The organism is Wolbachia endosymbiont (group A) of Icerya purchasi (assembly GCF_947251635.1).
GTDB classification, from domain to species: domain Bacteria; phylum Pseudomonadota; class Alphaproteobacteria; order Rickettsiales; family Anaplasmataceae; genus Wolbachia; species Wolbachia pipientis.
Map to the genome: position 1 here is coordinate 319970 of NZ_OX366357.1, position 26064 is coordinate 346033.

26 protein-coding genes are annotated in these 26064 nt (G+C 35.0%); 13 read left to right on the plus strand and 13 right to left on the minus strand.

Annotated elements, in window-relative coordinates; translation table 11 throughout:
• Positions 1–207: 207 nt before the first annotated feature.
• The 5 genes from wmk (OPR17_RS01660) to wmk (OPR17_RS01680) all read right to left on the minus strand — a co-directional run bounded on the left by wmk (OPR17_RS01660) (position 208) and on the right by wmk (OPR17_RS01680) (position 5153).
• Positions 208–1128 carry a WO male-killing family protein Wmk gene (gene wmk / locus OPR17_RS01660; protein WP_265021876.1) on the minus strand — a complete coding sequence of 307 codons (921 nt, stop codon included), beginning with the start codon at positions 1126–1128 and terminating at the stop codon, positions 208–210.
• Positions 1129–1153: 25 nt separating this feature from the next.
• Positions 1154–2068, minus strand: coding sequence for a WO male-killing family protein Wmk (gene wmk, locus OPR17_RS01665; RefSeq protein ID WP_265021877.1), 915 nt, complete (start codon positions 2066–2068; stop codon positions 1154–1156).
• 88 nt (positions 2069–2156) lie between these two features.
• Entirely contained in the window at positions 2157–3311 is a 1155-nt protein-coding gene (locus tag OPR17_RS01670; RefSeq protein WP_265021878.1) for a hypothetical protein, read from the minus strand.
• A 100-nt stretch (positions 3312–3411) separates the two neighbouring features.
• Positions 3412–4068: a JAB domain-containing protein gene (locus OPR17_RS01675; RefSeq protein ID WP_265021879.1), complete on the minus strand. Its 657-nt coding sequence runs from the start codon at positions 4066–4068 to the stop codon at positions 3412–3414.
• 173 nt (positions 4069–4241) lie between these two features.
• Positions 4242–5153 (minus strand): WO male-killing family protein Wmk, encoded by a 912-nt coding sequence (gene wmk, locus OPR17_RS01680; protein ID WP_265021880.1) that lies wholly within the window; start codon positions 5151–5153, stop codon positions 4242–4244.
• A 120-nt stretch (positions 5154–5273) separates the two neighbouring features.
• On the opposite strand from wmk (OPR17_RS01680), the gene OPR17_RS01685 reads away from it, so the two are divergent.
• The 7 genes from OPR17_RS01685 to OPR17_RS01705 all read left to right on the plus strand — a co-directional run bounded on the left by OPR17_RS01685 (position 5274) and on the right by OPR17_RS01705 (position 11891).
• A complete protein-coding gene (locus OPR17_RS01685; protein ID WP_265021881.1) occupies positions 5274–6173 on the plus strand; it encodes an Rpn family recombination-promoting nuclease/putative transposase in 900 nt (299 codons plus the stop codon).
• The gene (locus OPR17_RS01690; protein ID WP_265021882.1) at positions 6174–6713 is read left to right on the plus strand and encodes a pyrimidine dimer DNA glycosylase/endonuclease V; all 540 of its coding nucleotides are present in this window, start codon (positions 6174–6176) and stop codon (positions 6711–6713) included.
• Complete coding sequence (locus OPR17_RS01695; RefSeq protein WP_406828598.1) at positions 6689–6886, plus strand: hypothetical protein; 198 nt, start codon at positions 6689–6691, stop codon at positions 6884–6886. Before OPR17_RS01690 ends, OPR17_RS01695 begins: the two co-directional genes overlap by 25 nt.
• Positions 6887–6994: 108 nt before the next feature.
• Positions 6995–7501, plus strand: a complete 507-nt coding sequence (locus OPR17_RS07285; RefSeq protein WP_320109863.1) for a hypothetical protein — start codon at positions 6995–6997, stop codon at positions 7499–7501.
• A gap of 218 nt (positions 7502–7719) precedes the next feature.
• On the plus strand, positions 7720–8442 hold the full coding sequence (locus OPR17_RS07290) for a hypothetical protein (RefSeq protein ID WP_320109864.1): 723 nt from the start codon (positions 7720–7722) through the stop codon (positions 8440–8442).
• A 13-nt stretch (positions 8443–8455) separates the two neighbouring features.
• A complete protein-coding gene (locus OPR17_RS07295; RefSeq protein ID WP_320109865.1) occupies positions 8456–9358 on the plus strand; it encodes a hypothetical protein in 903 nt (300 codons plus the stop codon).
• A gap of 280 nt (positions 9359–9638) precedes the next feature.
• Positions 9639–11891 carry a hypothetical protein gene (locus OPR17_RS01705; RefSeq protein WP_320109866.1) on the plus strand — a complete coding sequence of 751 codons (2253 nt, stop codon included), beginning with the start codon at positions 9639–9641 and terminating at the stop codon, positions 11889–11891.
• Between the two features lie 278 nt (positions 11892–12169).
• Here OPR17_RS01705 and bioA read toward each other — a convergent pair whose 3' ends face one another.
• Genes bioA through OPR17_RS01730 form a run of 5 tightly spaced genes read right to left on the minus strand, consistent with a single transcriptional unit; the run spans position 12170 to position 16497 of the window.
• Complete coding sequence (gene bioA / locus OPR17_RS01710) at positions 12170–13450, minus strand: adenosylmethionine--8-amino-7-oxononanoate transaminase (RefSeq protein WP_265021569.1); 1281 nt, start codon at positions 13448–13450, stop codon at positions 12170–12172.
• Between the two features lie 6 nt (positions 13451–13456).
• Positions 13457–14065 (minus strand): dethiobiotin synthase, encoded by a 609-nt coding sequence (bioD, locus tag OPR17_RS01715; RefSeq protein ID WP_265021570.1) that lies wholly within the window; start codon positions 14063–14065, stop codon positions 13457–13459.
• On the minus strand, positions 14050–14808 hold the full coding sequence (locus tag OPR17_RS01720; protein ID WP_265021571.1) for a methyltransferase domain-containing protein: 759 nt from the start codon (positions 14806–14808) through the stop codon (positions 14050–14052). The genes bioD and OPR17_RS01720 overlap by 16 nt, the downstream gene beginning before the upstream one ends.
• Positions 14771–15424 (minus strand): alpha/beta hydrolase, encoded by a 654-nt coding sequence (locus OPR17_RS01725; protein WP_265021572.1) that lies wholly within the window; start codon positions 15422–15424, stop codon positions 14771–14773. Before OPR17_RS01725 ends, OPR17_RS01720 begins: the two co-directional genes overlap by 38 nt.
• Positions 15421–16497 carry an aminotransferase class I/II-fold pyridoxal phosphate-dependent enzyme gene (locus OPR17_RS01730; protein ID WP_265021573.1) on the minus strand — a complete coding sequence of 359 codons (1077 nt, stop codon included), beginning with the start codon at positions 16495–16497 and terminating at the stop codon, positions 15421–15423. The genes OPR17_RS01725 and OPR17_RS01730 overlap by 4 nt, the downstream gene beginning before the upstream one ends.
• A gap of 78 nt (positions 16498–16575) precedes the next feature.
• Here OPR17_RS01730 and bioB point away from each other — a divergent pair, with 78 nt between their 5' ends.
• The 6 genes from bioB (at position 16576) to OPR17_RS01760 (ending at position 21200) form a co-directional block, all read left to right on the plus strand.
• Positions 16576–17526: a biotin synthase BioB gene (gene bioB, locus OPR17_RS01735; protein ID WP_406828663.1), complete on the plus strand. Its 951-nt coding sequence runs from the start codon at positions 16576–16578 to the stop codon at positions 17524–17526.
• Between the two features lie 403 nt (positions 17527–17929).
• Complete coding sequence (locus OPR17_RS01740; protein ID WP_265021575.1) at positions 17930–18139, plus strand: hypothetical protein; 210 nt, start codon at positions 17930–17932, stop codon at positions 18137–18139.
• On the plus strand, positions 18115–19311 hold the full coding sequence (locus OPR17_RS01745) for a host RNA manipulator TomO (RefSeq protein WP_265021576.1): 1197 nt from the start codon (positions 18115–18117) through the stop codon (positions 19309–19311). The genes OPR17_RS01740 and OPR17_RS01745 overlap by 25 nt, the downstream gene beginning before the upstream one ends.
• On the plus strand, positions 19274–20206 hold the full coding sequence (locus OPR17_RS01750; RefSeq protein ID WP_458694344.1) for an IS982 family transposase: 933 nt from the start codon (positions 19274–19276) through the stop codon (positions 20204–20206). Before OPR17_RS01745 ends, OPR17_RS01750 begins: the two co-directional genes overlap by 38 nt.
• A 56-nt stretch (positions 20207–20262) precedes the next feature.
• The gene (locus OPR17_RS01755) at positions 20263–20841 is read left to right on the plus strand and encodes a hypothetical protein (RefSeq protein WP_265021883.1); all 579 of its coding nucleotides are present in this window, start codon (positions 20263–20265) and stop codon (positions 20839–20841) included.
• Positions 20842–20966: 125 nt separating this feature from the next.
• Entirely contained in the window at positions 20967–21200 is a 234-nt protein-coding gene (locus tag OPR17_RS01760; RefSeq protein ID WP_265021884.1) for a hypothetical protein, read from the plus strand.
• A 411-nt stretch (positions 21201–21611) separates the two neighbouring features.
• On the opposite strand, the gene OPR17_RS01765 is transcribed toward OPR17_RS01760, so the two are convergent.
• From OPR17_RS01765 to tilS, 3 genes are all read right to left on the minus strand, one after another.
• A complete protein-coding gene (locus OPR17_RS01765; RefSeq protein ID WP_458694345.1) occupies positions 21612–22538 on the minus strand; it encodes an IS982 family transposase in 927 nt (308 codons plus the stop codon).
• 218 nt (positions 22539–22756) lie between these two features.
• A complete protein-coding gene (ftsH, locus tag OPR17_RS01770) occupies positions 22757–24595 on the minus strand; it encodes an ATP-dependent zinc metalloprotease FtsH (RefSeq protein WP_265021885.1) in 1839 nt (612 codons plus the stop codon).
• A gap of 12 nt (positions 24596–24607) precedes the next feature.
• Positions 24608–25903: a tRNA lysidine(34) synthetase TilS gene (tilS, locus tag OPR17_RS01775; RefSeq protein ID WP_265021886.1), complete on the minus strand. Its 1296-nt coding sequence runs from the start codon at positions 25901–25903 to the stop codon at positions 24608–24610.
• Positions 25904–26064 lie beyond the last annotated feature (161 nt).

Here is a 26064-nt window from a genome sequence, read left to right on the forward strand (position 1 = left end):
CATCTAATGCTTAAGCTTAAAACATTAAATGCTTTTTACAAGATACAAGCCAAATGAAATGATAGAGGACAACCAGAAATTAATAGATAAACTTTGCGATTTCATATCTTAATTTATACCAAGCAAAATTCAACTGAGCCAAAAAAGTTGGTTAGCAAATTCTACTGGTTAAATCATTAACTAACTTTACTTATATCTTAAACACATTCAATTTTCACACTCATCAGCAGTTAGGCCACTTGCTCGCACAATAATATCAATAGCAATACCTGCCTTAACTAGATCTTTTGCAATCTTTATTTTCTCTGCTTTTTTAACTTTTTCCTTGCCGCTTTTCATATCTTCAGATAGAGATTTAACTAACGCATCTAATGATTCTTGTTCTCTGTACTCGTCTATTAAACTCAATAGCCTATTTTCTTCTTTGCTTTCTCTTGTTTTAGGCAGCAGAACTTTAATATTCACTGATAATCCTTCTGCTATTTGATATAATTTGTCAAATGATATGGCAGTGTATCCTATTTCATACTCGTATATTTCCTTGAGTGTTAAACCAACTTTGTTTGCTAAATCTTTCTGAGTATACCTTTTTATCAATCTCCATTCTCTTATTCTTTGCCCTACTCTGTAGTATATAGAATCAGTGCAGACTTCTTTCTCTGTATTATCATACTCGTAAATAGATAAGCCGGTTGCTTGGGAAATTATGTCAACTGAAACTCCTTCTTTCACTAGATTTTTTGCTATTTCCAACCTTGCCTCCTCTTGATTGATTTTCTCGCTAATATGAACAAACCTGACTAATGAAGGTACTATTTTACCTAACTTTTGATTCTCGTATATTTTTGTTAAATAGAATATTTCTTCGTCTTCATCTTTATACTCTCTTACTACTACTAGTTCAGGTAGCAGATCTATAGCACTAACCGATAGTTCTTTTGCTATCGTATATAATACTTCAATTGGAATAGCGCTATAGCCATTTTCATAATTGTTTACTTTTTGATATGCTACCCCGATTTTACTTGTTAGTTCTACTTGATTATACCCTTGCATTAACCTGCAATTTTCCACTCTTTGCCCTATTTCGTAGTTTATAAAACTAACGCCACTTACAGAAACAAACATATACCTCAATTAAAAAAATAAACTTTTATGCAAATTGGTCAGCAGATAAGCCGATTATTTGCAAAATAATATCAACAGAAATTCCTTCTTTCACTAAATCCTTTGCAATTTTGATTCTTTCCTCTTTCCTCACTTTTTCTTCACAAATACGTATCCCTTCAAACAAAGATTTTATTAATGCATTACGTAGTTCTTGGCTCTCAATTTCTTTGTATTCTTTAATCAAATCAGGCAGCTCATTTTCTACTTTACTACCTTCATCTTCTTCTATTAGTAGATCTGTAATATTAATCGATAATGCTTCTGCTATTTCATATAATTTATCAAGTGGAACAGCAGTCCTTCCTTGTTCATAGTTGCTTATTTCGTCACGTGTTGTACTCATTTTCTCTGCTAAATCTTTTTGAGTATACTCTCTCACTAGCCTCCATTCTTTTATCTTCTTTCCTATTTTGTAGTAGATAGAAGCTGTTTTTTCTTCAACACATTCATCAGCAGATAGGCCAATTGTTTGCAATATAACATCAACAGAAATTCCTGCTTTAACCAAACCCTTTGCAATTTTTACTTTCTCTGCTTTCCTACTACTTTTTTCACTCACTTGAACAAATTTGGTTAGTAAACAAAACATTCTACGCAACTCTTGATCATTAACCTTTTTATATTCCCTTACTAGATTTAATATTTCTTCTCCTTCATCTTCAAGACAGCTTTTTGATACAGGAATAAGATCGGTAATATTGATTGATAGTGCCTCAATTATAGCATATAATCTTTCAATTGGAATTCTACGATTCCCTTTTTCATATTGAAGTATTACCCAGTACTTTACACCAAGTTTCTTTGCTAAATCTTTCTGAGTGTACCCTCGCTCTAACCTCCAACTTTTTAATTTTTCTCCCATTTTATAATCTAGACTTTTTTCCACAAAAAGAACCATACATATAATATTTTCTACTATAGCTCAAAGGCTCCAGATATAACGGTAAGAAAAAACCTCTGGAACCTTAAACTTGGCTGTAGACACATTAAAGTTTTCTAAAGGTTTCTTTACTACCTCCACATACCCTATTTACCCACGAAGACAATACTTCATTATTGCTAATATCTTTTATAGCATACTTTTCACTCCATATGCCACATCTAGTGAAATTACCTCTTTCTACCACTTCCTTAAGTTTCACTCCCCCAAAAAGGCAATTTTTTCCAATTTCTTCTCCTCTTTTTTGTAATTCAGCCCACATTTCCTTATCCGCTACTTTTACTTGTACCTGACTGCAGTTTTTTACGTCCTGGTACAATACAATATTTAGCTTACCAAGGCTTGTAGGAAATTCTAACACAACGGAGCTACCATCTGATACATCAACGTAATTTCTTGCACCTCCTTCCTCCCTTCTGATCTCAACTGCATTATTACCCATTTTTAAAATGTTACTCCCTAACTCTCTTTTTGCTTCCAGTATTTTGGCTACCTCTACCTTGCTATTCCCAGAAAACTCTATGTACGATGTTGTATTATCTATCTCAACATCTATTAATTCTCCTTTTTGCACAGCACTTTCGCCAGCTTTCTCTAGTTCTTCTAGTCTCTCATCTATCTGTGGCTGAACTTCTGGTTGTAGCTCATTATAGATTTCACCTATCAGTTTATTCTGTAGTAGAGTATCATGAAACTCTGCACCACTTAGCATTAGCTTACGCATTATCTTTTTTCGATCACTTTTTTCTAATCTGTGAAAGTGTGTGCCCAATATCATGTATTCTGCGAAGCTCCACTCCCCATCATTACATGCATTTACTCTTGCTCCAGAGGCTAATACTTGCTCTATAACTTTATGCAATGCATTTACGTTTTTTGTCTCTACTACAGCACTCTTAAACCAGCTCAACTTTTCACTTTCGCTTGCACTTGGTTTTATTTTTTGCAAATTTGAAGCAAATGGATTTAAATCTTCTGCTTGATCATTTAAAGGTTTTGTGCCATAAACATAGTCAAGGCTTTTCCCGTAGTTGATTTTGTTTTCGCGAATGTTTCTGCTAGGGGAAGCCTCCCGGTTTATCTCCTTCTGGTTATTAATTTTACTCACAAATTTAGACTGCTTTATATCAACGCCTTCAAGAGCACCAAATATTTTCTTGTGATTAACATTAGTCTTTTTATTCCGATCTTTACTAGTCATATAAACCTCATATTAAAAATACTTTTTAAGCGTACAATAAACTTTATACATCTTACTACTCATTATAAATTATAATGAGTAGATTTGCAAATACTTTCTACTATAACAATCCATTTTCTCGAAAGCTGAAATAGCCTCCACTTGTGATGATAATATGGTCAAACAATTTTACGCTTACAGTACTACATGCTGCTGCTAAGCTCTTCGTTACTGCTTGATCTTCTTCTGAAGGTTCTAAGCTTCCTCCAGGATGGTTATGTGACATTATTATTGATGTTGCATTTTTTATTAATGCTTTTCTTGTAATCTCCTTTATATACACTGGTGCTTTTTCCATTTCACCAATATAGGATTCTTCTCCAATTAGTTGACGCCTTTTATTCAAGTACAGTATTTTTACACATTCCCTCTCTGCATGACCTATACTGACGTTTAAGTACTCTACTAGCCCTTGTAAGTCCATTATTGGCTCACTCTTAAGCTTTTCTCTCAGTACCCTTTTTAGTGTTTCCTTAACGCACATAATCATTGCTACTGCAGAATCAGTTACTCCTTCTATAACTTTCAGGTCATCCATTTCTCGGCCTAAAATCCTTCCTACTCCCGTATAAGTATTCACCAGATTTTTAGCAATTTCTTGAGCTTGCGGCCTTTCATGTACTGCACTTAGAAACGTTTCCATTATTTCACAATCAAGTAGTGCTTTGCCTTTGCTTTCTAATATTCTGAATTCGATTTCTTCTTTACTTTTATTCATATAATTTACCCTTCACTAACAACAAACTTTTTTTTTAATATTTACTGCTGTTTTTTTTATCAGCATTGGCATAGAGCCATAGCTTCGGAGTGAAGTCAAATCAATTTTTAAATCTTTTTTACTTATTTTTTTATTAAAAAGTGAAGATATTAATATATGATGATTTTTTTATTTTAAACTTGTTGAATTTCGTCTAAAGAGAGGCCTACCGCTTGCAAAATAATATCAATAGAAATTCCTCCTTTTACTAAATCCTTTGCAATTTTCATCTTTTCTGCTCTTTTCACTTTCTCTTCGCAAATTTGTATGCTTTTATACAGAGATTTCATTAGTGCATTACGTAGTTCTTGGCTTTCTATCTTTTTGTATTCTTTTATTAAATCAGGTAGTTCATTTTCCACTATCTCATCTTCTTCTATGAGCAGATCTGTAATACTAATCAATAATGTTTTTGCTATTCCATATAATTTATCAAGTGGAACAGCAACCCTTCCTTGCTCATAGTTACTTATTTCGTCACGTGTTGTATTCATTTTCTCTGCTAAATCCTTTTGAGTATACTCTCTCACTAGCCTCCATTCTTTTATCTTTTTTCCTATTTGGTAGTAGATAGAACCAACTTTTTCTTCAATACATTCATCAGCAGAGAGGCCAATTGTTTTTACAACAATATCAACAGAAACTCCTGCTTTAACCAAACCCTTTGCAATTTTTACTTTCTCTGCTTTTTTACTATTTTTTTCACTAACTTGAATAAATTTGGTTAGTAAACAAAACATCTTACGTAACTCCTGACTGCTAATCTTTTTGTATTCTCTTATTAAATTTAGTATCTCTTCTTCCTTATTTTTAAGGCAGACTTTCTCACTTGATACAGGAATAAGATCCGTAATATTAATTGATAATACCTCTGCTATAGCGTACAACTTCTCAATCGAAATTTTACGTGTTCCTTTTTCATATTGTAGTACTATTTGATATGTTACACCGATTTTCTCCGCTAAATCTTTTTGAGTATAACCTTCCTTTAACCTCCAGCTTTTTACATTTTGTGCTATTTTGTACTCTATCGAGATATTTGCCATAAATATTGTATAGGTTAATACTACCAAATAAAGATATACAAAAACTTCTATGTTTGCATTTTAGTTGAATATTTCTTCACAATTGTGTATAATTATTAGTGCTTTTTAACTTACTTTCTCATGGCTTTTTCTAAATTTCTAGATCCTAAATTTGACCTGTCCTTCAAACGAGTGTTCGGCACTGAGAAAAACAAGAATATCCTTATTCACTTTTTAAATGATATCTTAGGCTTTACTGGTGTTAACACTATACAAGATGTTGAGTTTCTTAGCACTATTATGGATCCTGAAATTGCTTCTGATAAACAAAGTATCGTTGACGTTTTATGTAAGGACTCATATGGAAATAGACATATTGTGGAGATGCAGCTCGCTAGGGACAAGGGCTTTGAAAAACGTGCACAACTTTACGCTGCTAAAGCCTACTCAAGACAATCTGGCAATTACATTGATTTCAAAAAAGTATTCTTTATTGCTATTTCCAATAGTACGCTATTTCCTCCAGAGGTTGAATATCTTTCCACTCATAATATACGAGAGATAAAAACTAATGGCCATTATCTAAAGGATTTTCAATTCGTCTTTATTGAGTTGCCGAAATTTGCAAAAAACAAAGTAGAGCAACTAGAGAGCACAGTAGAAAGGTGGGTTTTCTTTTTTCGGTATGCAGAAAATACTACAGATGAAGACCTAAAAGATATTGCAGAGAAAGCCCCAATAATAAAGCTAGCATATGATGAATTAGACAAATTTAGTTGGAATGAAAAGGACCTAGCAGCATACGAAGAAAGAGTCTTGAATGTACAGAAAGAAGAGGCTATTTGGGCTCAACGTCTTGATGATGCTACTGAAAAAGGCATCCGAATCGGACATGAAAAAGGCAGAGAAGAAGGTGAGAAGCAAGCTAAAATAGCAGTTGCAAAGAATCTACTTAAAGCAAGGGTTTCTACCGATATCGTAGTTCAAACTACTGGTCTTACAGTTAACGAAGTCAAAGACTTAAGCTCTTTGGGTGTCTAGATGAACATCTTTATACTAGATGAAAACCCAGCAATTGCGGCTCAAATGTTATGTGATAAGCATGTAGTAAAAATGCCATTAGAAACTGCTCAATTATTGAGTAATGTTTTTTCAACAGCATTGAAAGTGCAAAATCCTTTTGTCAGTATCATAAATCAGAATATAGAAGTCCCATATAAACTGACTCACAACAATCATCCTTGTTCTTTATGGGCCAGACAATCAGAAGGAACCTTTCGTTGGTTGATAAAGTATGGGAAAGAGTTGTGTACAGAGTATACCTGGCGATACAAAAGAAAGCATAAATCAGAGGAAGTAATAAATTGGTGTGATAGTAATAAGGATTTACTCATTTTTCAATCAACCGATATACAAGCTTTTGTACAAGCACTGCCTGATCGCTATAAATGTAGTAGTCCCATAAAAGCCTATAGAAAGTACTACCTACATGAAAAGATGAGACTTGCTAAGTGGGAAAAGGGCAGAGAAGCACCTGATTGGATAATAGGGAATCATTGCACTACGGTTATCAGCCAATAAACACAGAAGTCATCCTCATCGGACATGAAAAAAGCAGGGAAGAGGGCGAAAAACAGGCTAAAATTGCTGTGGCTAAAAATTCTCTTAAGGCCGGTGTCTCTATAGATGTTATTGCTGAAATAACAGGCCTTTCTGTTGATTATATTAAGAAAATTCAAGAAAAGGAGTTTTAGCCATAACGTTTTTTTACTAAATCCTCTATTCTAGTAGTTTTAATGTTGCAATCCATTCTAATGTCTATACAATGCCTTTTTTACATAAATACTTAATAGGAGGGGTTAATGCCAACACAGAAAGAGCTTCGGGCTATGATGTCCAAAAAATTACAGGAAGCTATTAAACATCCAGATCCAACAGTTGCTGCTGGGAGGAAGTCAGCTATCAAGAGATGGGTGGGAGTCCTTCAAGATAACTTTATGGAGCACATAAAATACTTTAAGGGTGATAAGTTGAAGTTTTTGCACAATGTATTCCAAGATGAAGGTTGCTGGTCAGGTGTAAGGTTGGATAATGCTGCTTTAGGTCAAAGGTTTACTGAAGAAAAAATAGGTGGAATAGATAATCCACTTCGCAAATATGAGATGGCTTGTAGTTACTGTGTGGTAGATAAAATTCATCCACTCTTTCAAAAAGCATTTGAATCCTACAAAAATGGATTTTCTTCTGATGAACTTGATAGTAGAGGTAATCCTATAACTGATGAGTACATACGAAACTCGCTTTTGGGTGGCATTGGAAGGAAAGGTCCTGTATTTGATTCTGGATCGATAGAGAATCTGGGGAATTAAAGAAGTATGATGCAGTAGAAGGTTTTGACAGTGCTGTAAAACTTAAGTGGAGTGAAGGAGTAGAGTATTTTTATAATCATTTAAAAGAAGAAGATAAGGAAAAGAAACTTACAGAAGCTATTATTGCTCTGTCTCGCGTTCAATCTATTGAGAAAGATGCTCCTATTTTAGATTTTTGTGTAAGGAATATAGGTGATAAAGATACTCTTTTACAGAAATTGCTGCAGAAAGATAAGGGAGTATATTCCCTTCTTGCTGAATTAATAGAGTCATGTTTTTTTGATACGGTTCATGATTTGGTACAGTGCTGGTGTTATAAAGGCGTTTCAGCAGGAGGAGACTGTTCGGACAAAATATTCTCACAGGATGAGTATGACCTCCTTCTTTACTCACTTTCAAATATGATGTTGAAAAATCCTGAGTCAAGCGTTCAAGCTAGGTCTATTATTATGGAAATTTGGAAGTGTGGCCGCTTTGTTGAATACAGAAAGGCTTCTGTTAATATTTCTAATTATATAGTTCCTATACAGGACATGCTTGCAGGGTTAATAATTAACTGGAAACGAGAAGACATTTATAAGTCTGATGAGGAAAAAGAAGTAGAGAAAAGAGAAATATTAGATGTAATATTATTTGCTAAAGATTGCTTTCCTGAAAAGTTTGAGTTCTTTAAAAAATTAATAACAAGAAATCTTAGATTATGTGGTAGGGAAGGAATGGAAGAAAGTATAAACTACGATGATTTGGCGAAAGAATTGTTTTCTGAGTTAGAGAAAACAACTTTACCTCCTGGAGGTGATGGTCCTAGGTATAATTTACGGACACGATCTCAAGCTCATGATAGTAAGAAAACATCTTTGCCACTTGATGGTTCTGGTGATGGTCCACAGTCCAAGTTTGAAGCTCCTAGTGTGAGTGGTGTTTCTAGCCGTAGAAAATAGAGGGGTATCTTATATGAATAATGGTGATGGACTTATTAGGAGTTTAGTGGATGGAGATCTTGAAGGTTTCAGACAAAGGTTTGAATCTTTTTTAGATCAATGTCCATCTTTCTTGTATCATGTGAGTGCAGGTCGTTTCCTTCCTGTATTCTTTTTTAGCATGTTTGCTACTGCACATGATGCTGATATCTTGGATGCAAATGAGAGAGTCTATTTTCGTTTTGATAATCATGGTATTGATACAGATGGTAGGAATAGAAATACAGGAAACTTAAAGGTTGCTGTTTTAACTCGTAGTCGTAACGGACAGAGAGTTGTCAAGTGTTACAGCATTTCTGATCGCCCTAACAGTGACGGGTTAAGGTTTAGTACAAGGGAGAGAAATGCTCTAGTGCGAGAGATTAAACGGCAAAATCCAAATTTAAGGGAAGAAGACTTAAATTTTGAGCAATACAAAGTATGCATGCATGGAAAGGGCAAGAGTCAGGGAGAGGCAATTGCAACAGTATTCGAGGTGATTCGTGAAAAGGATTTTAGAGGTAGAGATAAATTTGTCAAGTATTCAGCATCTGAGATTAGTCTTCTTAGACAATTCTTAGGAGATCACGGATTGACAATTCAGGAAATAAAAGGAAGACAACTCAATCAAAATCAGCTCAGACAACTTGATAGATCAGTCAATTTTGCACAGGTAGCACAAGGTCAACAAAGGATTGACAACTTTATGGGAATACTAGCAAATAACCAAAGACAAAATGTAGAACGTAGAATGCACAGGGAAGTTTTGCCATACATCACTGACATCTATGATAATTGCAGACAAGCGCTAGAAAATAATATTGAAAATCGCAGTCAAAAGTTTGAGAGTCACGGGTTTTTATTAGGTTTCTTAGCAAATTTTAGGCATCGATCTTGACTTATCTCCTAGAAACTCACATGTTGCATTTCTTGTACGTCATCAAGCAGAAAGAGAAAATGTTCCTATTGTTGTCAATCTTGCTACAAGGGCACCGTCCAATATCGCATTAAACCGCGCCAGAAGTCACGCTGAAAGATTGCATGTTTTTTCATTTATACCTATCCATACTGAATCAAGAAATACTGTCTGTGTTGGATTAAATTTTAATTTAAATCGAATTCCTTTTAGGGTTGATACAGTAGGGCTTCAACAGGGTAGGTTTCCTTTAGTACAAAGATTGTTTGAGTATATAGAAGATGAAGAGGTTGGAGAGAATATTAGAGATTTCTTGCTTCAACATCTTCCTGGTGAAATACCAAGAAATGCAGAGAATTATAACAGAATATTTGATTGTATAACTGGTTTTGCTTTTGGGAGTAGTGCTTTTGCTAGAGAGTATTTAGAGCTGGAAGAAGGAGAAGATCGAGTACGTGTAAGAAAGTATATATTTAGATACGGTGATGGAGATTTAAGAAGACATACTTTAACTATGGTCTTTTATGCTCAGGGTTATAATATAGTTACACTTCATATTAGAGCTTACGATGCGCAACAGCAAGAAGCTATCGATTTACAAGCTCTTAATGTTAATAGAAATAATGTTCATGTATGGGAAGTTTCATGCACACTTAATGACCAATTTGAGCTAGATATTGATCAACCAAATGACCTTGGTTTATATCACGATTACCAAAATAATAATGCAAATAATTTTCTTGATGGTGATCTTATACAAGTGCCTAATGTTGAAAATGTACATGGTATTTCAGAAAGAGTTATGGATGATGGCTGGCAAGATGTAGGTCAGCATGGAGAGCTGTTTCAAGAGATCTCTGGAATATTGATGCCACTTAGGGACGCAATAAATGTTAATAGTGAGGATAAGTTTCGTTCTATACTACATGGTACATTTTATGCTAGTGATAATCCTTATAAAGTGCTTGCTATGTATAAAGTTGGTCAAACATATAGTTTGAAAAGGGGTCAGGAAGAAGAAGGAGAAAGGGCAATACTCACAAGAATTACAGAACAGAGATTAGACCTTTTATTATTAAGACAATCTACGGAGAATGCTCCAGATACTCATCCGATTGTATATGTATTAGGATTTGCTAATAATGCAGAAGAAGTAGCACAAAAGGAGAATAACGCAAAAGATCGAATAAAAGAACTTATGAACAAGCAAAGAGGATATTTGCTTATTACTTCTGGAAATGAGGTGGTTTTATTTCCTCTTATATTTAATGCAGGTGCAGGGAGAGTAGAAGGTCTTATATCTATTCCAGAAGGAATAGGAAGAGAAGAGTATGTACATAGACTTGATCGTGGTGGTCGTGACTCAAGACCAGGAGTATTAGTGGGACCTGAAAGTGTTATTGATGAAAATCCACCAGAGGGTCTATTATCAGATCAGACTCGTGAAAATTTAATAAATTATATTCGAGAAAATCCCGGACGGAACCGGATTTTACCGTTTGATCTAGGTGATAATCGATGTGTTAGTATTATTACCTTCGAAGGTAGTATACAACAACTCCTAGAAATACTAAGGTCAAGAATAAGGGGAGGTGATAATTCCATTCCTACAGCACAAGAGATAAGAAGACAAATAAGAGATATTCTTAGAAATCAAGGGATAGAAGTAAATGATCTACTTACACTAGAATTTGCGACGAGAAATGGACATTATGATTACTGGCTTCAACAAATTGATATAGCTCACGCTGGAAGATTGCGATATCAGCTTCGTACTGAAGGTAATCACACTTTTGAAGTAGCTAATTTGGCAAGGAATGACGGTAACAAGCACATTGTTAGAGTGTTAAATCAATTTAGGGAAAATGAAGAACAACAGCGTTTAACTTTAATCATTACTTTAAATAATACTCATTGGGTTACACTAGTGATTGAACATCAAAATAGGAACTATGTTGGATACTATGCTGATTCAACTGCTACTGCTGTTCCAGATGGTATTACCGATATCATTCAAAATAACTTAGGAAATAATATCAGGATTAATAATGTTTCTGTTCGTCAGCAAACAGATGGTTGGAATTGTGGTTTATGGGCATTAGAAAATGCTAGTGATATTAATCAAGTTCTAAACGAAAATCCTGTTGGGCAAGTGCAGAATATCATAAATATAATACGCGATTTTCTTGGAAGAGACCACCCAAACAGAGATAAAAATTATTTTCAGAACATAAGAGTGGGCATTTCACAATTATTCAGGAATGATCCGGGATTTCAAGATGTGCAATTGCAAGCATACATTCAAAATAGAGAACAAATTGATCCATTACTACGTACTTATCTAGAATTAGGATATCACAGAGTGGGAGGAGGGTGTGGACCAGTAGAAGCACCTATATCGCTTGGTGTTAGTGATTCCAGTAATTTTGGTGACCTGCCACAGTCGAGCTTAGAAAGTCCTGAAGCTAGTCGTGTTTCTGACCTTAGCAAAGGTAAAGGCGGTAGGTGGAGGTAATCGGTAGATGAAAGGAGTGTAACAAAAACCTTATGCGTCGAGTAGAGATTGTAAACAAATTTACAGAAGTTAAGGTGGGTAACCTGTTTTTTTCTACTTGCAGCAATGTTTCAAAAAGTATATGTGTCGAGTTGGGTAAAGTTGAATGAGGTTCTTAAATGAGCAGCTATTAATTTGGTAGTGTATAACATTAATAAATTTAAACGATGCAACCATTTTCAGCGCTCAAAACCAGTGGCGGTGAGAATTGTTCGTTTTGGAATTGGTAGGTAAAGTCACTATGAAAAAATCCTGAGAATATTTCTGATCTTATTATAAGCTTCTTCAAGCTCAAAAGTGCTTATTGAATAAGGCGGTAGTAAGTAAACTGAATTACCAAGTGGCCTGATTAAAAGTCCTTGCTCTAAAAATTTTATCTTTAGTGTTTGTGCATCATGAACATCAAAAGCTGCTATTGTACCAGTCACACGTGCACGCTCGACGTTCTTACAAGCTTCAGACAAATTTACTAATTCCTTTTTATGTATACTATGAATCCTCTTAATTGACTCCATGGTATCGTGTTTAACTAACGAGTCTAAAGAAGCAATTGCGGCTGCACAACCCAGGGGATTGGCAGTGTAGGAGTGACCATGAACGAACGCTTTAGTAAAATGTTCACTTAAAAATGCCGAGTAAACTTCTTCGGTAGTAATTGTGAGAGCAAGCGGAAGAAAACCTCCTGTTAATCCTTTAGAAATACACAAAAAATCAGGTATAATTTGAGTTTGTTCAAAAGCAAAATAAGTACCAGTACGTCCAAAGCCGGTCATAACTTCATCACAAATTATCAAAATTCCATGCCGGCGTACTAAATTGACAACTTTTCTAACAAACTCTGGACGGCACATCCTCATACCACTTGCCCCTTGTACTAAAGGCTCTAGAATTAATGCGGCAATTTTGTGAGAACCAGCACGTAAGTGACCCTCTAGTACTTTAAGAGAATGTTCCTCTTTATTTTCTATTTCTTCATCTTCGTCCCAGGTTTCTGGAAAAGGTATTGTTAAGACAGAAAATAACAGATTTGAAAATGCGTCATGGAAGCCGGACTTAACGCCTACACTCATCGCGCCAAATGTATCTCCATGATATCCACCTTCAAAACTCAGAAAAGTAGTTCTTTCACGGTTACCTTGATTCCACCAATACTGATAGGCCATTTTTAGTGCTACCTCAACGGCAGTAGAACCATTGTCTGAAAAGAAAAATCTGGATAATTTATCTGGTAATAAAGTTTTCAACTTTTCACAAAGCGTTACTGCAGGCTCATGGGTAAACCCTGCAAAAATTACATGTTCCAAAGTCATGCTTTGCTCATATATAGCCTGAGCGATCTTGGGATGAGCATGACCGTGCAGATTTACCCACCAACTGGAAATCAGATCCAAGTATGCTTTGCCATTTTCATCATAAAGATATGACCCATGGGCTTTTTTAATTGCAATTGGAAGTTTAGCTACTTTCTCTTGCGTAAAAGGATGCCATATAATTTTTCTATCGCGTTTGCTTAAATTCATAGTTGTTTAACTAAAAATAGCTTTTAATCGATTTGAGAGTGGTATTTGCATTAAACGTTCCATATTGACCTGCTGTAGTTTGGGTACTGATGCTAATACCTGTACTCTACCATAAAATTCTATTGCTTCAAGATTATCTTGGTTAGGTGGTCCATTTAAGATCACCCCCAAAATAGGAATATTTCTAGCACGTAGGGCTCCTAAACTAAGTAATGTGTGATTAATTGTGCCAAGTGTAGACCTTGCAACTAAAATTGTTGGAGTGGCAAGTTTTTTGATTAAATCAACCATTAGTAAGGTTTTATTGATTGGAACTAAAACTCCTCCAGCACCTTCTATGATTAAGTTACGTGCTTTGGGCAAGCTAATCCTATCGATATTAATGCTATCATTCTCTAGTAACGCTGCCAAGTGAGGAGATAGAGGTCTTTTATAAACAAAATTTTCTTTATAAACATTGGCGTTAGTCAAATTGCTTATTTGATGGCTGTCTGTACCTAGAATACTTCCAGTTTGGATAGGTTTGAAATACGAATACCCAGTGTGTAAGCAGAGCCAGCTGCTTACGGTAGTCTTACCAATGTCGGTATCTGTTCCTGTTACAAAGATCTGCATCTACTTAAAACTCCAAAAAATACTTTATAGGTAACATGAATCTTGCCAGTATAGGTTTGAACTACCTTCCTTAGGCCAGGCAGAGGAATTGTCTGACTACTTAAATTTGCTCCCAAATTTTTGAGATATCTGATAAATTCACTTGCACTTGGAAAACACAATATAAATTCTTGCGAATCGAAAAAATACCTTTTTGGCTCTAGGTGAAGTAGATAACTTTCTAATTCTTGTTTAGATGGATACTGATAAGTTGGTACAGGTAATGAGGATTTCATGAAAATCTTAGTCCATTCACTGAATGTACCATCTAGTAAACACGAAAAAACAAAGACATTTGAACTATTGTATGATTTCTTTATCATCTTTTTTAAATTGCACACCCATTGAAGTGCCAGGTTTGAAATGACAAGGTCGTGGAAACTAAGATTTAGCGTTTCCATGTCACTTAAGATGAATTCAACCTTTTTATACCCTACTAACTTTTCTCTTGTTTTTGCCAGCATATTAGGTGATATATCATTTAAAATAAATTTGCTCTGTGGAAACAAACTAAACAAAACCTCTGTAGCATAGCCTGTACCTGTTCCCAAATCTAAAATAGAGCGTGGGTAAAATCCAGGAAGATAACTTTTTAATAAACCGACTAGTTTTGCAGCACATTCTTTTTGGACAAAAGCTACATTATCATAAGACGAGCTTGCTCTGCTAAAATTGTCCTGTATATATCTCTTTTGTAATTCCATTACAAAAACTTATAATTTGCTCGTACACAAAATAACATTCACGTAAACCTAGATTATGGTAACCTCTGCTATGCATAACAACTTTAACATCTTTATTGAAGTTATCATAGATAAGTTCCTGGGGTACAATTGTATCATTTGTTGCACCTAATATTAATAGTGGTATGTGTGGTAGCTGATGTACTGTGGTGAGTAGCTCTAAATCTTGCATTAGTTTTGCTTTATTCAACCGATTAAAAGAGTTGTAGTTTACACCGCATCTTTTATGGAAGGATATCAGGGTATCTACTGGATCCATTTGAAAGTGCTGTGTCATTGCTTTTAACTCTAACTTGCGTTTTTTGTGTAAACGCAAATTAAATCCCAAAAAATTGGTAAAAGCTTGTATGCCGATAAGTGCGTTAAACTTTACATTTAAGGAAGCTAGCTTTATCAGTCCAAGGGAATGGCCAACACCAGTAAATGTACTATCTTCTGGTAAGTCAAGATTTTCTTCTCCAAAATAACCAAGATCCAAACAATGGTAGGGAACTTGAGAGAAATATTCATTTATAAGAGGCTGGAAAAACTTATGATCAAACCCCCACCCATGACAAAACACAAAGCGATAGTTCATATTTGCTGAAGAGCATGTACTAAATGGTCTAGGTTACTTTCAGTGTGATTCACACTTAGTGCAATGCGCAACCTTGACGTTTGAGGAGGAACAGTAGGTGGACGTATAGCAGAAACAACCAACCCTTGTTTCAAAAGCTTTTCTTTTGCACTCATTACAGTATTCTCATCACCTAGAATTATTGGTATAATGTGTGTAGCTGAATCACCTGTATTAAATCCAAGATTTTGCAAATTGTTTCTTAAATTTGCAGCTTTAAAAGATAAAGCTTGACGTTGATCAGCAAGATGTTGTACTAAATCCCAAGCCTTGGCTGCTGCACCAATTACCATTGGGGAAAGAGAGGTTGAATAGATAAACCCTGGACATTTGTTGATTAGGTAATTCTTTATAACATTGGAACAAGCAACATACGCACCAAAGCACCCCAGGGCTTTACTAAAAGTGCCTAAGATTAAATGTGGAATTTCCTGAAGATTAATGCTGGAGGATAAGCCATACCCATTATGACCAATAATACCTGTTGCATGTGCTTCATCTAAATATAGAAAAGCTTCATGTTCTTTACTCAGAGCAAAAATTTTCTCTATTGGCGCAATATCTCCATCCATACCAAAGATTGTTTCAGTAACAATGAACTTTGGTCTTAAGTCATTTTTGAATTTTGTAAGTAAATTACTTAAGTGATCTGCATCATTGTGTTGATATCGTATGAGTTCAGCGTTGCTCAAAAATACAGCTTGATATAAGCTTGCATGGTTTAACTTATCAAAAAAAACAATAGGTTTGTCACCAAGCACTGATTGATTAAGTAGGCTTGCAAGAACAGTTATATTGGCCTGAAAACCTGAATTGAAGATAAGAGCCGACTCAGTTCCTTTGTCTTGGGCAATCCTCTTCTCAAGGTCTTCAAATATTTTTTTATTACCTGAGAGCAACCGAGAACCAGTGGATCCTACTCCAAACTGTGCTCCAGAGAGCTTTGCTGCATCAAACAGTACTTCTGACTGACTTAGGCCAAGGTAATCGTTGGTAGAAAAATCGATGAAGCTTCCCAGGATAGTTTTTGGCAACTGTCGATATTTCCCTTTACTTTGTAATGTATTACAATACTTATTATATAACAATCTATTTACCGAGAAGGAGCCTAGATCATGACAGAAGAATGGACCTTTGCCAAGGCAAAACAAATCTTTAATCTTCCGTTTCCTGAACTAATTTATACAGCACAAACAGAACATAGAAAGCAGTTTAATCCTAGTGAAGTGCAAATTAGTACGCTTTTAAGTATTAAGACAGGTAGCTGCCCAGAAAATTGTTCTTACTGTCCCCAGTCAGCACACTACAACACTGGTTTGCAGAAAAAGCCTTTGTTAGAAGTTGCCGAGGTAATTGAAGCAGCAGAATGTGCAAAAAAGGCTGGGAGTACTCGTTTCTGTATGGGAGCAGCTTGGCGTGGTCCACGTGATCAAGATTTAAAAGTTGTTTGCGAAATGATTAGAGAAGTGAAAAAATTGGGTCTTGAAACGTGTGTGACTCTTGGGCTGTTAAAAGATTACCAAGCTAATATGTTAAAGGAAGCCGGCTTAGATTTTTATAATCATAATATTGATACATCCGAAGAATATTATCATAAGATCATAACTACGCGTACTTTTCAAGATCGCTTGAAGACATTAGAATACGTACGTGCATCTGGCATTAAGGTCTGTTGTGGTGGCATTCTTGGCATGGGTGAGACTAACGAAGATCGAATAAAGATGTTAGTTCTTCTTGCTAATTTGAATGATCCTCCAGAGTCAGTATCAATTAATATGCTGATAAAAATTCCTGGAACTCCTCTTGAGAATGTGGCTGATGTTGATCCGTTTGATTTTGTTCGTACTGTCGCAATAGCCAGAATTATTATGCCAAAGTCCTACATCCGCTTATCTGCTGGGCGAGAGAAAATGTCGGATGAACTGCAAGCATTATGTTTCCTTGCTGGTGCCAATTCAATTTTTTATGGTGAAAAGCTATTTACAGCTCAAAATCCAGTACCTGAACAAGACAATTATTTATTTCAAAGATTGGGATTACAAAAATTACACATAGAACATTAAAGGAATTTCTGCATTGACAGAAAAAAAGATCTATTTTTACTATGAATTTGCCTCAAATTTTCTTTCCATCCTCAGATAAGTTGCTATTAATTTAGTAGTATATATCATTAATAATTTAAATAATATAACCATGTTTAGCAACCAAAACCAGCAAGCGTGAGAATCGTTCGTCTTGAGATTAGTTGGTCTACCACGTAATACATACGAACTTTTTAATATAGTGATTTTGCTATACGCTAAAACTACCCATATTAGCCCATTTTATCCATATCTACATACGAACTGTTTTGCCTAACTTTGTTGCAACAATTTTTCGTTTTTATTTTCACAACCCCGTTTTTGCGCAACTTATTCTCACAAATATACGTACTTTTTTAGATTTTTGGACAAGTAAATAATTAAATTGTTGTTGCTACTAGTTATTGCAATATTTTACCTAAAAAATGCTCATTCAAAAAATATTGCTTGTATCGTGGAAGGCGGAGAGATGGATGATAATGATAGCCTATTTGTCAAGGAATTAATGATTTGCTTGGGAAGATTATTGTTTGGTGCTATACTTAATTGGTTATTAGTAGGAGATAAGATATGGTTAATCAAACTGACTCTCTAGATTCAAGTTGGGTTAATTTGGGCACAGAAGAGAATCAAGAAATAACCAAAGATCGTCGCTATTCTGGAGATTCAGGCATTGAAGAAAAGGAAGAGCTTGAAGTTTTAGATGGCAAAAATCAAGAGATACAAGCTAATCTATGTGATACACCCCCTGAAGATCTGAGTCTAGAGAATGCAATACTTACAAACTTTCCTGATAGTTGTGATAGATCATTTACCGTAGAGTCGAAAGATGAAGATTCATATGACATTATTCCTAAAAATTTAACTTTAACTGAAATAATCAATATCTTAAATCAAGCTATACGGGAAGATGATTGTGAAGAACTAGGCAGGGTTATACAAAATATTGAAAATTATGAAGGCAGATATATTACGCTGGACAATGTAAATTTAAAGAGTTTTTGTGAGCAACAACTTAATTTAGATTTACGAGATAGAAGGGATCACCAGCATATATACTCAAATATACTATCACGGTATAATTTTGATCAGGAGAATTTCAAGTGTGATTATTTAGTAAAAGAATTGGTATTAATGGCAATTGCAGCTAATGATAAGCTGATAGAACAATATCAGGGCATACTTTTTGCTGAAGGAAATTTGAGTCTTTTATCTTTACTTGTCGGTGGTCAAAAATATATTGAAGCTTTTATAGAAAAGTTCCGTGGTACCGATTGGATTTATAGAGCATTAAAAGATCAGGCTATACAATTTATTGAACCTAATAAGATTAGCTTCTTCTCAGCTATAGCATTAAGAAAAGAACGAAATTTATTAGACACAGTTTTTGTTGAATTCATCTTAAAAGATCTTGCACGAGCATTAAAAACAAGTAATCCTGATCTTTTGTATGGTGTGCTTGAAACAGCATCTCTGATCGAAAATGAAGAATTTATCATGATAGTGCTAGGTGCATTTGAAGGATATATTAATAATACGGATAAAAAAGATCTGTTAAGAAAAAGTTTTGTTACTTTGTTAGAAACTGCAATAAGCCAAGAACACATATCTGTCGTTGAATACTTGTGCAAACGATATACTAATAACGCGAATTCTGGATTAAAGGAGAATAGAAAAGGCAGAAAACAGGGTAAACTCAGCAGTTATAAAAAAATAGATGAGGTTACCCATGGAAGATATAACAAAACTGTTTTGTTTGGTCGATGATTTTTGCAGAGATATAGAGAAAAATTTTGCAGGCAAACTACTGCCAAATGGTAAAAAACCCACAAGAACAACGGAAATTGAGCACTCTGAAATCATGACAATAATCCTGCTATATCAACAATCTCCGTGTAAAAATTTCAAAACTTTCTATCTACATTACCTAACGTTGCTCTACAAATCAGAGTTTCCAAAGTTGCCTTCATATACCAGGTTTGTTGCTCTAAAGCCTAGGGTTTTGTGGCATTTAGCAATGTTGTTGCATTGGCTTTGTGGACAGTCAGAAAACACTGGAATTTCATATATAGACACAACTCCCATTGCAGTTTGTCATGCAAAAAGAATATCCAAAAACAAAGTTTTTGCTGGAATTGCAAAATTAAGCAAGAGTACTTACGGCTGGTTTTTTGGTTTCAAATTACATATGGTAATCAATGAAAATGGTGAAATTCATGCACTTACGCTAACAAAAGGCAATGTTGATGATAGGATACCTGTGCCAAATTTGACGGAAAAATTAACCGGCCTTTTGTTTGGTGACAAAGGTTATATTGCAAAAGAGCTTTTTCAGAAGCTGTTTGACCGAGGTTTGAAACTTGTTACCAAGGTGAAAAAAGGTATGAAAAATACATTAATTTCGCTAAATGAGAAGATTTTACTGAGAAAAAGGTCTATCATTGAGACTGTTTTTGGTTACCTAAAAAATAGACTAGAAATTGAACACACTCGCCATAGATCCCCTGTTGATTTCTTGGTTCATATCTTTTCTACTCTCATCTCCTATTCCATCAAATCCAAAAAGCCTTCTATTTCCTATACTTCCTTCCTTAATCCAGAATTTGCGTTAATAGTTGGTTTAACTTTTCATGGGTTCTATCAACCCTTTCGATGCTGCTGATGTTTATATCTGCATTCGTTCCAAATACTGAAGTTATCAAAAGTAACTATATTCCCGTGTTACAAAACAAATTATTTTTACTTGGACTCAGTTTATTTATTGCCAGTATATTAGTAAATACAATGCTAGCATACACATCAAAAAAAGAGGTTTCATATCTCTCTGTGGGGCAAATTGGGCTGGTTATTGTACTTGTTTCATCATTTCTTTGCTTTGTTTTAGCATATCAAAATATGCCTCCAGGTCTATATCATTCAGATAAGAATTTGTTTTACGAATATCTCTTTTGGGGAGGTGGACATTTATTGCAGTTTGCTTTTACTCAAGGAATGTTTTTAGTGTATTTAATAATCAGTGATGTTAGTTTAGCTTCAAACAGTAAAAATACTATTTTACCACTATTTATAAACACGATTTTAGCTGTAGGCGCACCGTTTGTATATTTTGTTTATCCAGTTGATAGTGCCAAGTTAATACAGTTTTTTACTTGGCATATGAGGATTGCTGGAGCAGTTTTGCCGTGCTTTTTGATAATATTAGTGTGCTCAACATCAGAACTTTTTTTAATGATAAAAGCAACTATTTATTGCATTCATTTTTGTTGTTCACTTATGGAGATGTGCTCGGAGTGTTGACTATTGAAGGAAATGTCACCATTCCCGCTCATTATCACGGTTCTGTAGTTGGGATCACTATAGCTTTTATGAATTTCATTTATTGGCTGTTACCCAAATTAAACTTTAAAGAGGTAAAAAACTCCATGGTAAGATTACAGATTTATGCCTACAGTGTAGGGCATTTTCTCCATATTACTGGCCTTGTTTGGCTTGGTGGGTATGGTGCTTTAAGGAAGGTTGCAGATCTGCCAAGTATTTCATCAATGTTAGCACGCACGTGCTTCATTATAGGTGGCGCTATATCAGTTGTTGGTGGAATGTTGTTCGTAATAATTGTGCTTTTACATCTGTTAAAAGGCAAAGCGCGTACCAACTGACCCATAGAAACGAAAAAACTTCCTTGACAAACTCCGCCAGCGCCCTTATCATGATACTGAAGGTATTCAGTTATCTTCATCTGTGCAGATTAAACAGCAAGAGACCCGTGCTTGAATGTTAAACAAAATACCATAGAGTTTAAGAGAACAATTCCTAGAAAATTCCTACATCCAAAAAAAGGCAAATCGTGTTAATGCTGTTTAGATGTAAAAGATAAGCTAAATCTTTACAGGGAATTTAAAACAGTAGAATACCTTTGATTGAAAGAAAGCACCAACTTTATGGGGTGAGCAACTGCAACTACTACAACTAAATCAATAAATCTTAATAGGGGAAAACATTATGGAAACATCAAAACTGACATTAGTATGTGATATATATGAGTTAACAAATAAAGATAGAAAGAATATTCAAAAGCTAGCAAGAGAAATAGAGGAGGGGAAAAGTATTGCTGGAAACGCGAATTCTGGATTAAGGAAGGAAGTATAGGAAATAGAAGGCTTTTTGGATTTGATGGAATAGGAGATGAGAGTAGAAAAGATATGAACCAAGAAATCAACAGGGGATCTATGGCGAGTGTGTTCAATTTCTAGTCTATTTTTTAGGTAACCAAAAACAGTCTCAATGATAGACCTTTTTCTCAGTAAAATCTTCTCATTTAGCGAAATTAATGTATTTTTCATACCTTTTTTCACCTTGGTAACAAGTTTCAAACCTCGGTCAAACAGCTTCTGAAAAAGCTCTTTTGCAATATAACCTTTGTCACCAAACAAAAGGCCGGTTAATTTTTCCGTCAAATTTGGCACAGGTATCCTATCATCAACATTGCCTTTTGTTAGCGTAAGTGCATGAATTTCACCATTTTCATTGATTACCATATGTAATTTGAAACCAAAAAACCAGCCGTAAGTACTCTTGCTTAATTTTGCAATTCCAGCAAAAACTTTGTTTTTGGATATTCTTTTTGCATGACAAACTGCAATGGGAGTTGTGTCTATATATGAAATTCCAGTGTTTTCTGACTGTCCACAAAGCCAATGCAACAACATTGCTAAATGCCACAAAACCCTAGGCTTTAGAGCAACAAACCTGGTATATGAAGGCAACTTTGGAAACTCTGATTTGTAGAGCAACGTTAGGTAATGTAGATAGAAAGTTTTGAAATTTTTACACGGAGATTGTTGATATAGCAGGATTATTGTCATGATTTCAGAGTGCTCAATTTCCGTTGTTCTTGTGGGTTTTTTACCATTTGGCAGTAGTTTGCCTGCAAAATTTTTCTCTATATCTCTGCAAAAATCATCGACCAAACAAAACAGTTTTGTTATATCTTCCATGGGTAACCTCATCTATTTTTTTATAATTGCTGAGTTTACCCTGTTTTCTGCCTTTTCTATTCTCCTTTAATCCAGAATTCGCGTTAATACTAACTGAATGATAGCATTATTGTGATGAAAATGCAATATTATGAATATTTTAATACAATTTATATTGACAGTTACAATTCTAAATTATTTTATTGCAGCGTTAGCTGATTAACATTTTTAAGATGAGGTCAACTCTCATAGAGAGAGGATTTTTTTATTTTCTCATTCTTCTCATTTTCCTCTCTAACAATTTTTTTTCCATTTAATATGTCCTTTATTTCATCTCCTGTTAAAGTTTCAAACTCCAGTAGATTTTCGGCAATGAGATCTAAGCCTTTCTTATGCTTGGTCAAAATCTCTTTTGCTTTTTCATAGCAAGAAGACACAACTTTCTTCACTTCTTCATCTATAAGTTTTAACGTATCTTCAGAAATTATGTCAGAACCATGCATGGTTTGTTCGCGATTGTGATAGATCGGGCCTATTTTGTCACTCATTCCCCATTTTGTTACCATAGCGCGTGATAAATCAGATGCTTGTTTTATATCCGAAGATGCACCGCTTGTGACTTTATCGTAGCCAAAAATTAGCTCCTCTGCCACTCTTCCACCCATAGCAACAGTAATATCTGCTATCATCTTTTTTCTTGTGAGGGACACTCTATCTGTTTCTGGTAGTCTCATAACTAAACCGAGTGCTCTACCGCGTGGAATAATTGTTGCCTTGTGTATAGGATCAGAAGCAGGCATATTAACAGCAATTATCGCATGACCAGCTTCATGGTATGCAGTCAGTCTCTTTTCCTCTTCTGTCATAATTAGGGATCGTCTTTCTACGCCCATCATCACTTTATCACGTGCATATTCAAAATCGTCCATGGTAACAATCTTCTTGTTTCTTCTTGCAGCAATAAGTGCAGATTCGTTCACTAAATTTGCTAAATCAGCTCCAGAAAAGCCTGGTGTTCCTCTTGCAACTGTTTTCACGTTTACATCTGGTGCTATTGATATTTTCTTTATATGAGTATTTAATATCTTTTCACGCCCATTTATATCGGGTAAAGAAATAGTAATCTGTCGGTCAAAACGACCAGGTCTAAGCAGTGCTGGATCTAAGACATCCGGACGGTTAGTCGCAGCAATTATTATTACACCTTCATTAGACTCAAAGCCATCCATCTCAACTAATAACTGATTTAATGTTTGCTCTCTTTCGTCGTTGCCGCCACCAAGGCCAATGCCACGATGCCTACCCACCGCATCTATTTCATCTATAAAAATTATACAAGGAGCATTTTTCTTGCCTTGATCAAACATATCACGAACACGACTTGCACCAACACCCACAAACATTTCAACAAAATCAGATCCAGAAATACTAAAGAATGGCACATTAGCTTCTCCTGCAATTGCACGAGCAAGTAAAGTTTTACCAGTTCCAGGAGAGCCAATTAAAAGGCACCCTTTTGGTATTTTTCCACCTAATATTTGAAATTTTTGCCTTTGTTTAAGAAAATCAACGATCTCTACTAGCTCTTCTTTTGCTTCATCAATTCCGGCAACATCATCAAATGTTACTTTTTTTCCACTAGTCATGAGTCTAGCCCTTGACTTGCCAAAGCTTATAGTTCTGTTGCCCCCCGCTTGTGTTTGTTTAAGAAAGAATAGCAAAAAGCCAATAAAGATAAATGTTGGGACCCATGAGATAAGTAATCCACCAATTAAGCTCATGGCAGAATCTCCAGTTGAAAAGGAGAATCTCACTTTTCTATCATGTAAATTTTTTATTAGGTCGCTATATATGACACCGTTTGAATTGAAACTTGAACCATCCCTGAACTTGCCTTCAATGCTCTGGTTTTTTATGACAATATTTTCTACATCATTGTCTTCTAGTCTAGTTAAAAATTCCGAAAAAGGTATAATTGTTTTACTTTTACCTACATTTCCGCTGAACTGAATATAAGCAACTGAAATAAGAACAATAATTACTAACCAGATCAATAAGCCTTCTAAAAATTTTTTCATTTCTATTTCTAACTAAATACTAATCAAGCTTACCAAATTTTGTTTTATTGTGCTATTAATAATGCATTGAGCCTTATCGTCATTGGTATTTTTTTCGTTATAATTTACATCAGGATAAGCAAGCACCTTTCCATCTTTTAGCACTACAGGCAAAGAATAGAAAACTTCAGGGCAGCAGTTGTAATCCTTCGGAAATTCAGGAATTTTTTGTGTTTTTTTTAATGGAGCGATGATAACTGAACACTCTTGATTTCCGAGTATTGTGCAGCTAAATCTGTTATCCCATTGAGTAGGTTCATTTAAAGGTAGGTTTACGGTAATTTCTTGTATCTTTGACGATTCTCTAATTATCAAGATATTTTCTCCATACTTTCTTATTTTGCACCCAGAAAGTGTACAGTTAACATTACTATCCTTTTGCAATATTTTATTAAATATTACGATAAGGCTATTATACCTTGGTTTATAGTGTTTACTGGCAATTGCCATTATAGAGTAAAGAAGAAGCCTCAAGGCTATTTCCTCTGGCAATTGATAAAATTCACTTAGTTTAATTTCAATATAACCAAGATCATGCACATTAACGCAGTCATTAAACGCAAGGCGTGTGTAGTGCATCAACGCTTTTGCAGCTCTTTTCATATGAAGGGCTGTGAGGCATATTCGCTCTGTTAAAATCTCTTGATTATCACTTGCTTTAAGTAAGTTACGGTATAAAGTTCGCCTGTATTTTAAGTCATAGTTGCTTCTATCTTCGATCCATTTTAACTGGTGAAGCTTAGCGTACTTTTCTATTTCACTACGACTAAAATTTAACAATGGTCTAAATATATAAATACCATTTAGGAAAGACTTGTAGTCCATTGATGATAATCCATCTACGCCGCTACCTCGCTCTAATCTTAATAAGAACGTTTCTGCTTGATCATCTTTGTGATGAGCGACGAGCAAACATTTAACATTATTGTTTTTACACCACTCTGCCAGTAACTTATACCGTGCTTTTCGTGCCTGTAACTGAATATTGCCTTTAATATTTTGCTTTTCCCAATTTAATATGAACGATTCCTTTGCTCCAAGTTCCTTTGCATAACTTACAACAAAATCAGCTTCTTTTTGAGACTCTGGACGTAATCCATGATTTACTGTTAATGCTATAGGAAGTGAAAGCTTGTTTTTTTTTGCCCAGTTAGTCATTAAGTGCAGTAAGACTATACTATCTACACCACCTGATACTGCAACTGCAACTTGATTGTTATAGAAAGCAAAACTATTAACCACATTTTGAAATAATAACTCTAATTCCATTATGTCTCTTGATGGCCAGATAGGTCAGATCTCTTACGTCATACCGCGACTTATTTGTGGTATATATAGATCCCGCTCAAGCAACGAAATATGACAAGTTTGTCCTTTTTTGTCTACCCCATTGCCCTTTCTTTATGTCATCCCAGTGCTTGACACTGGGA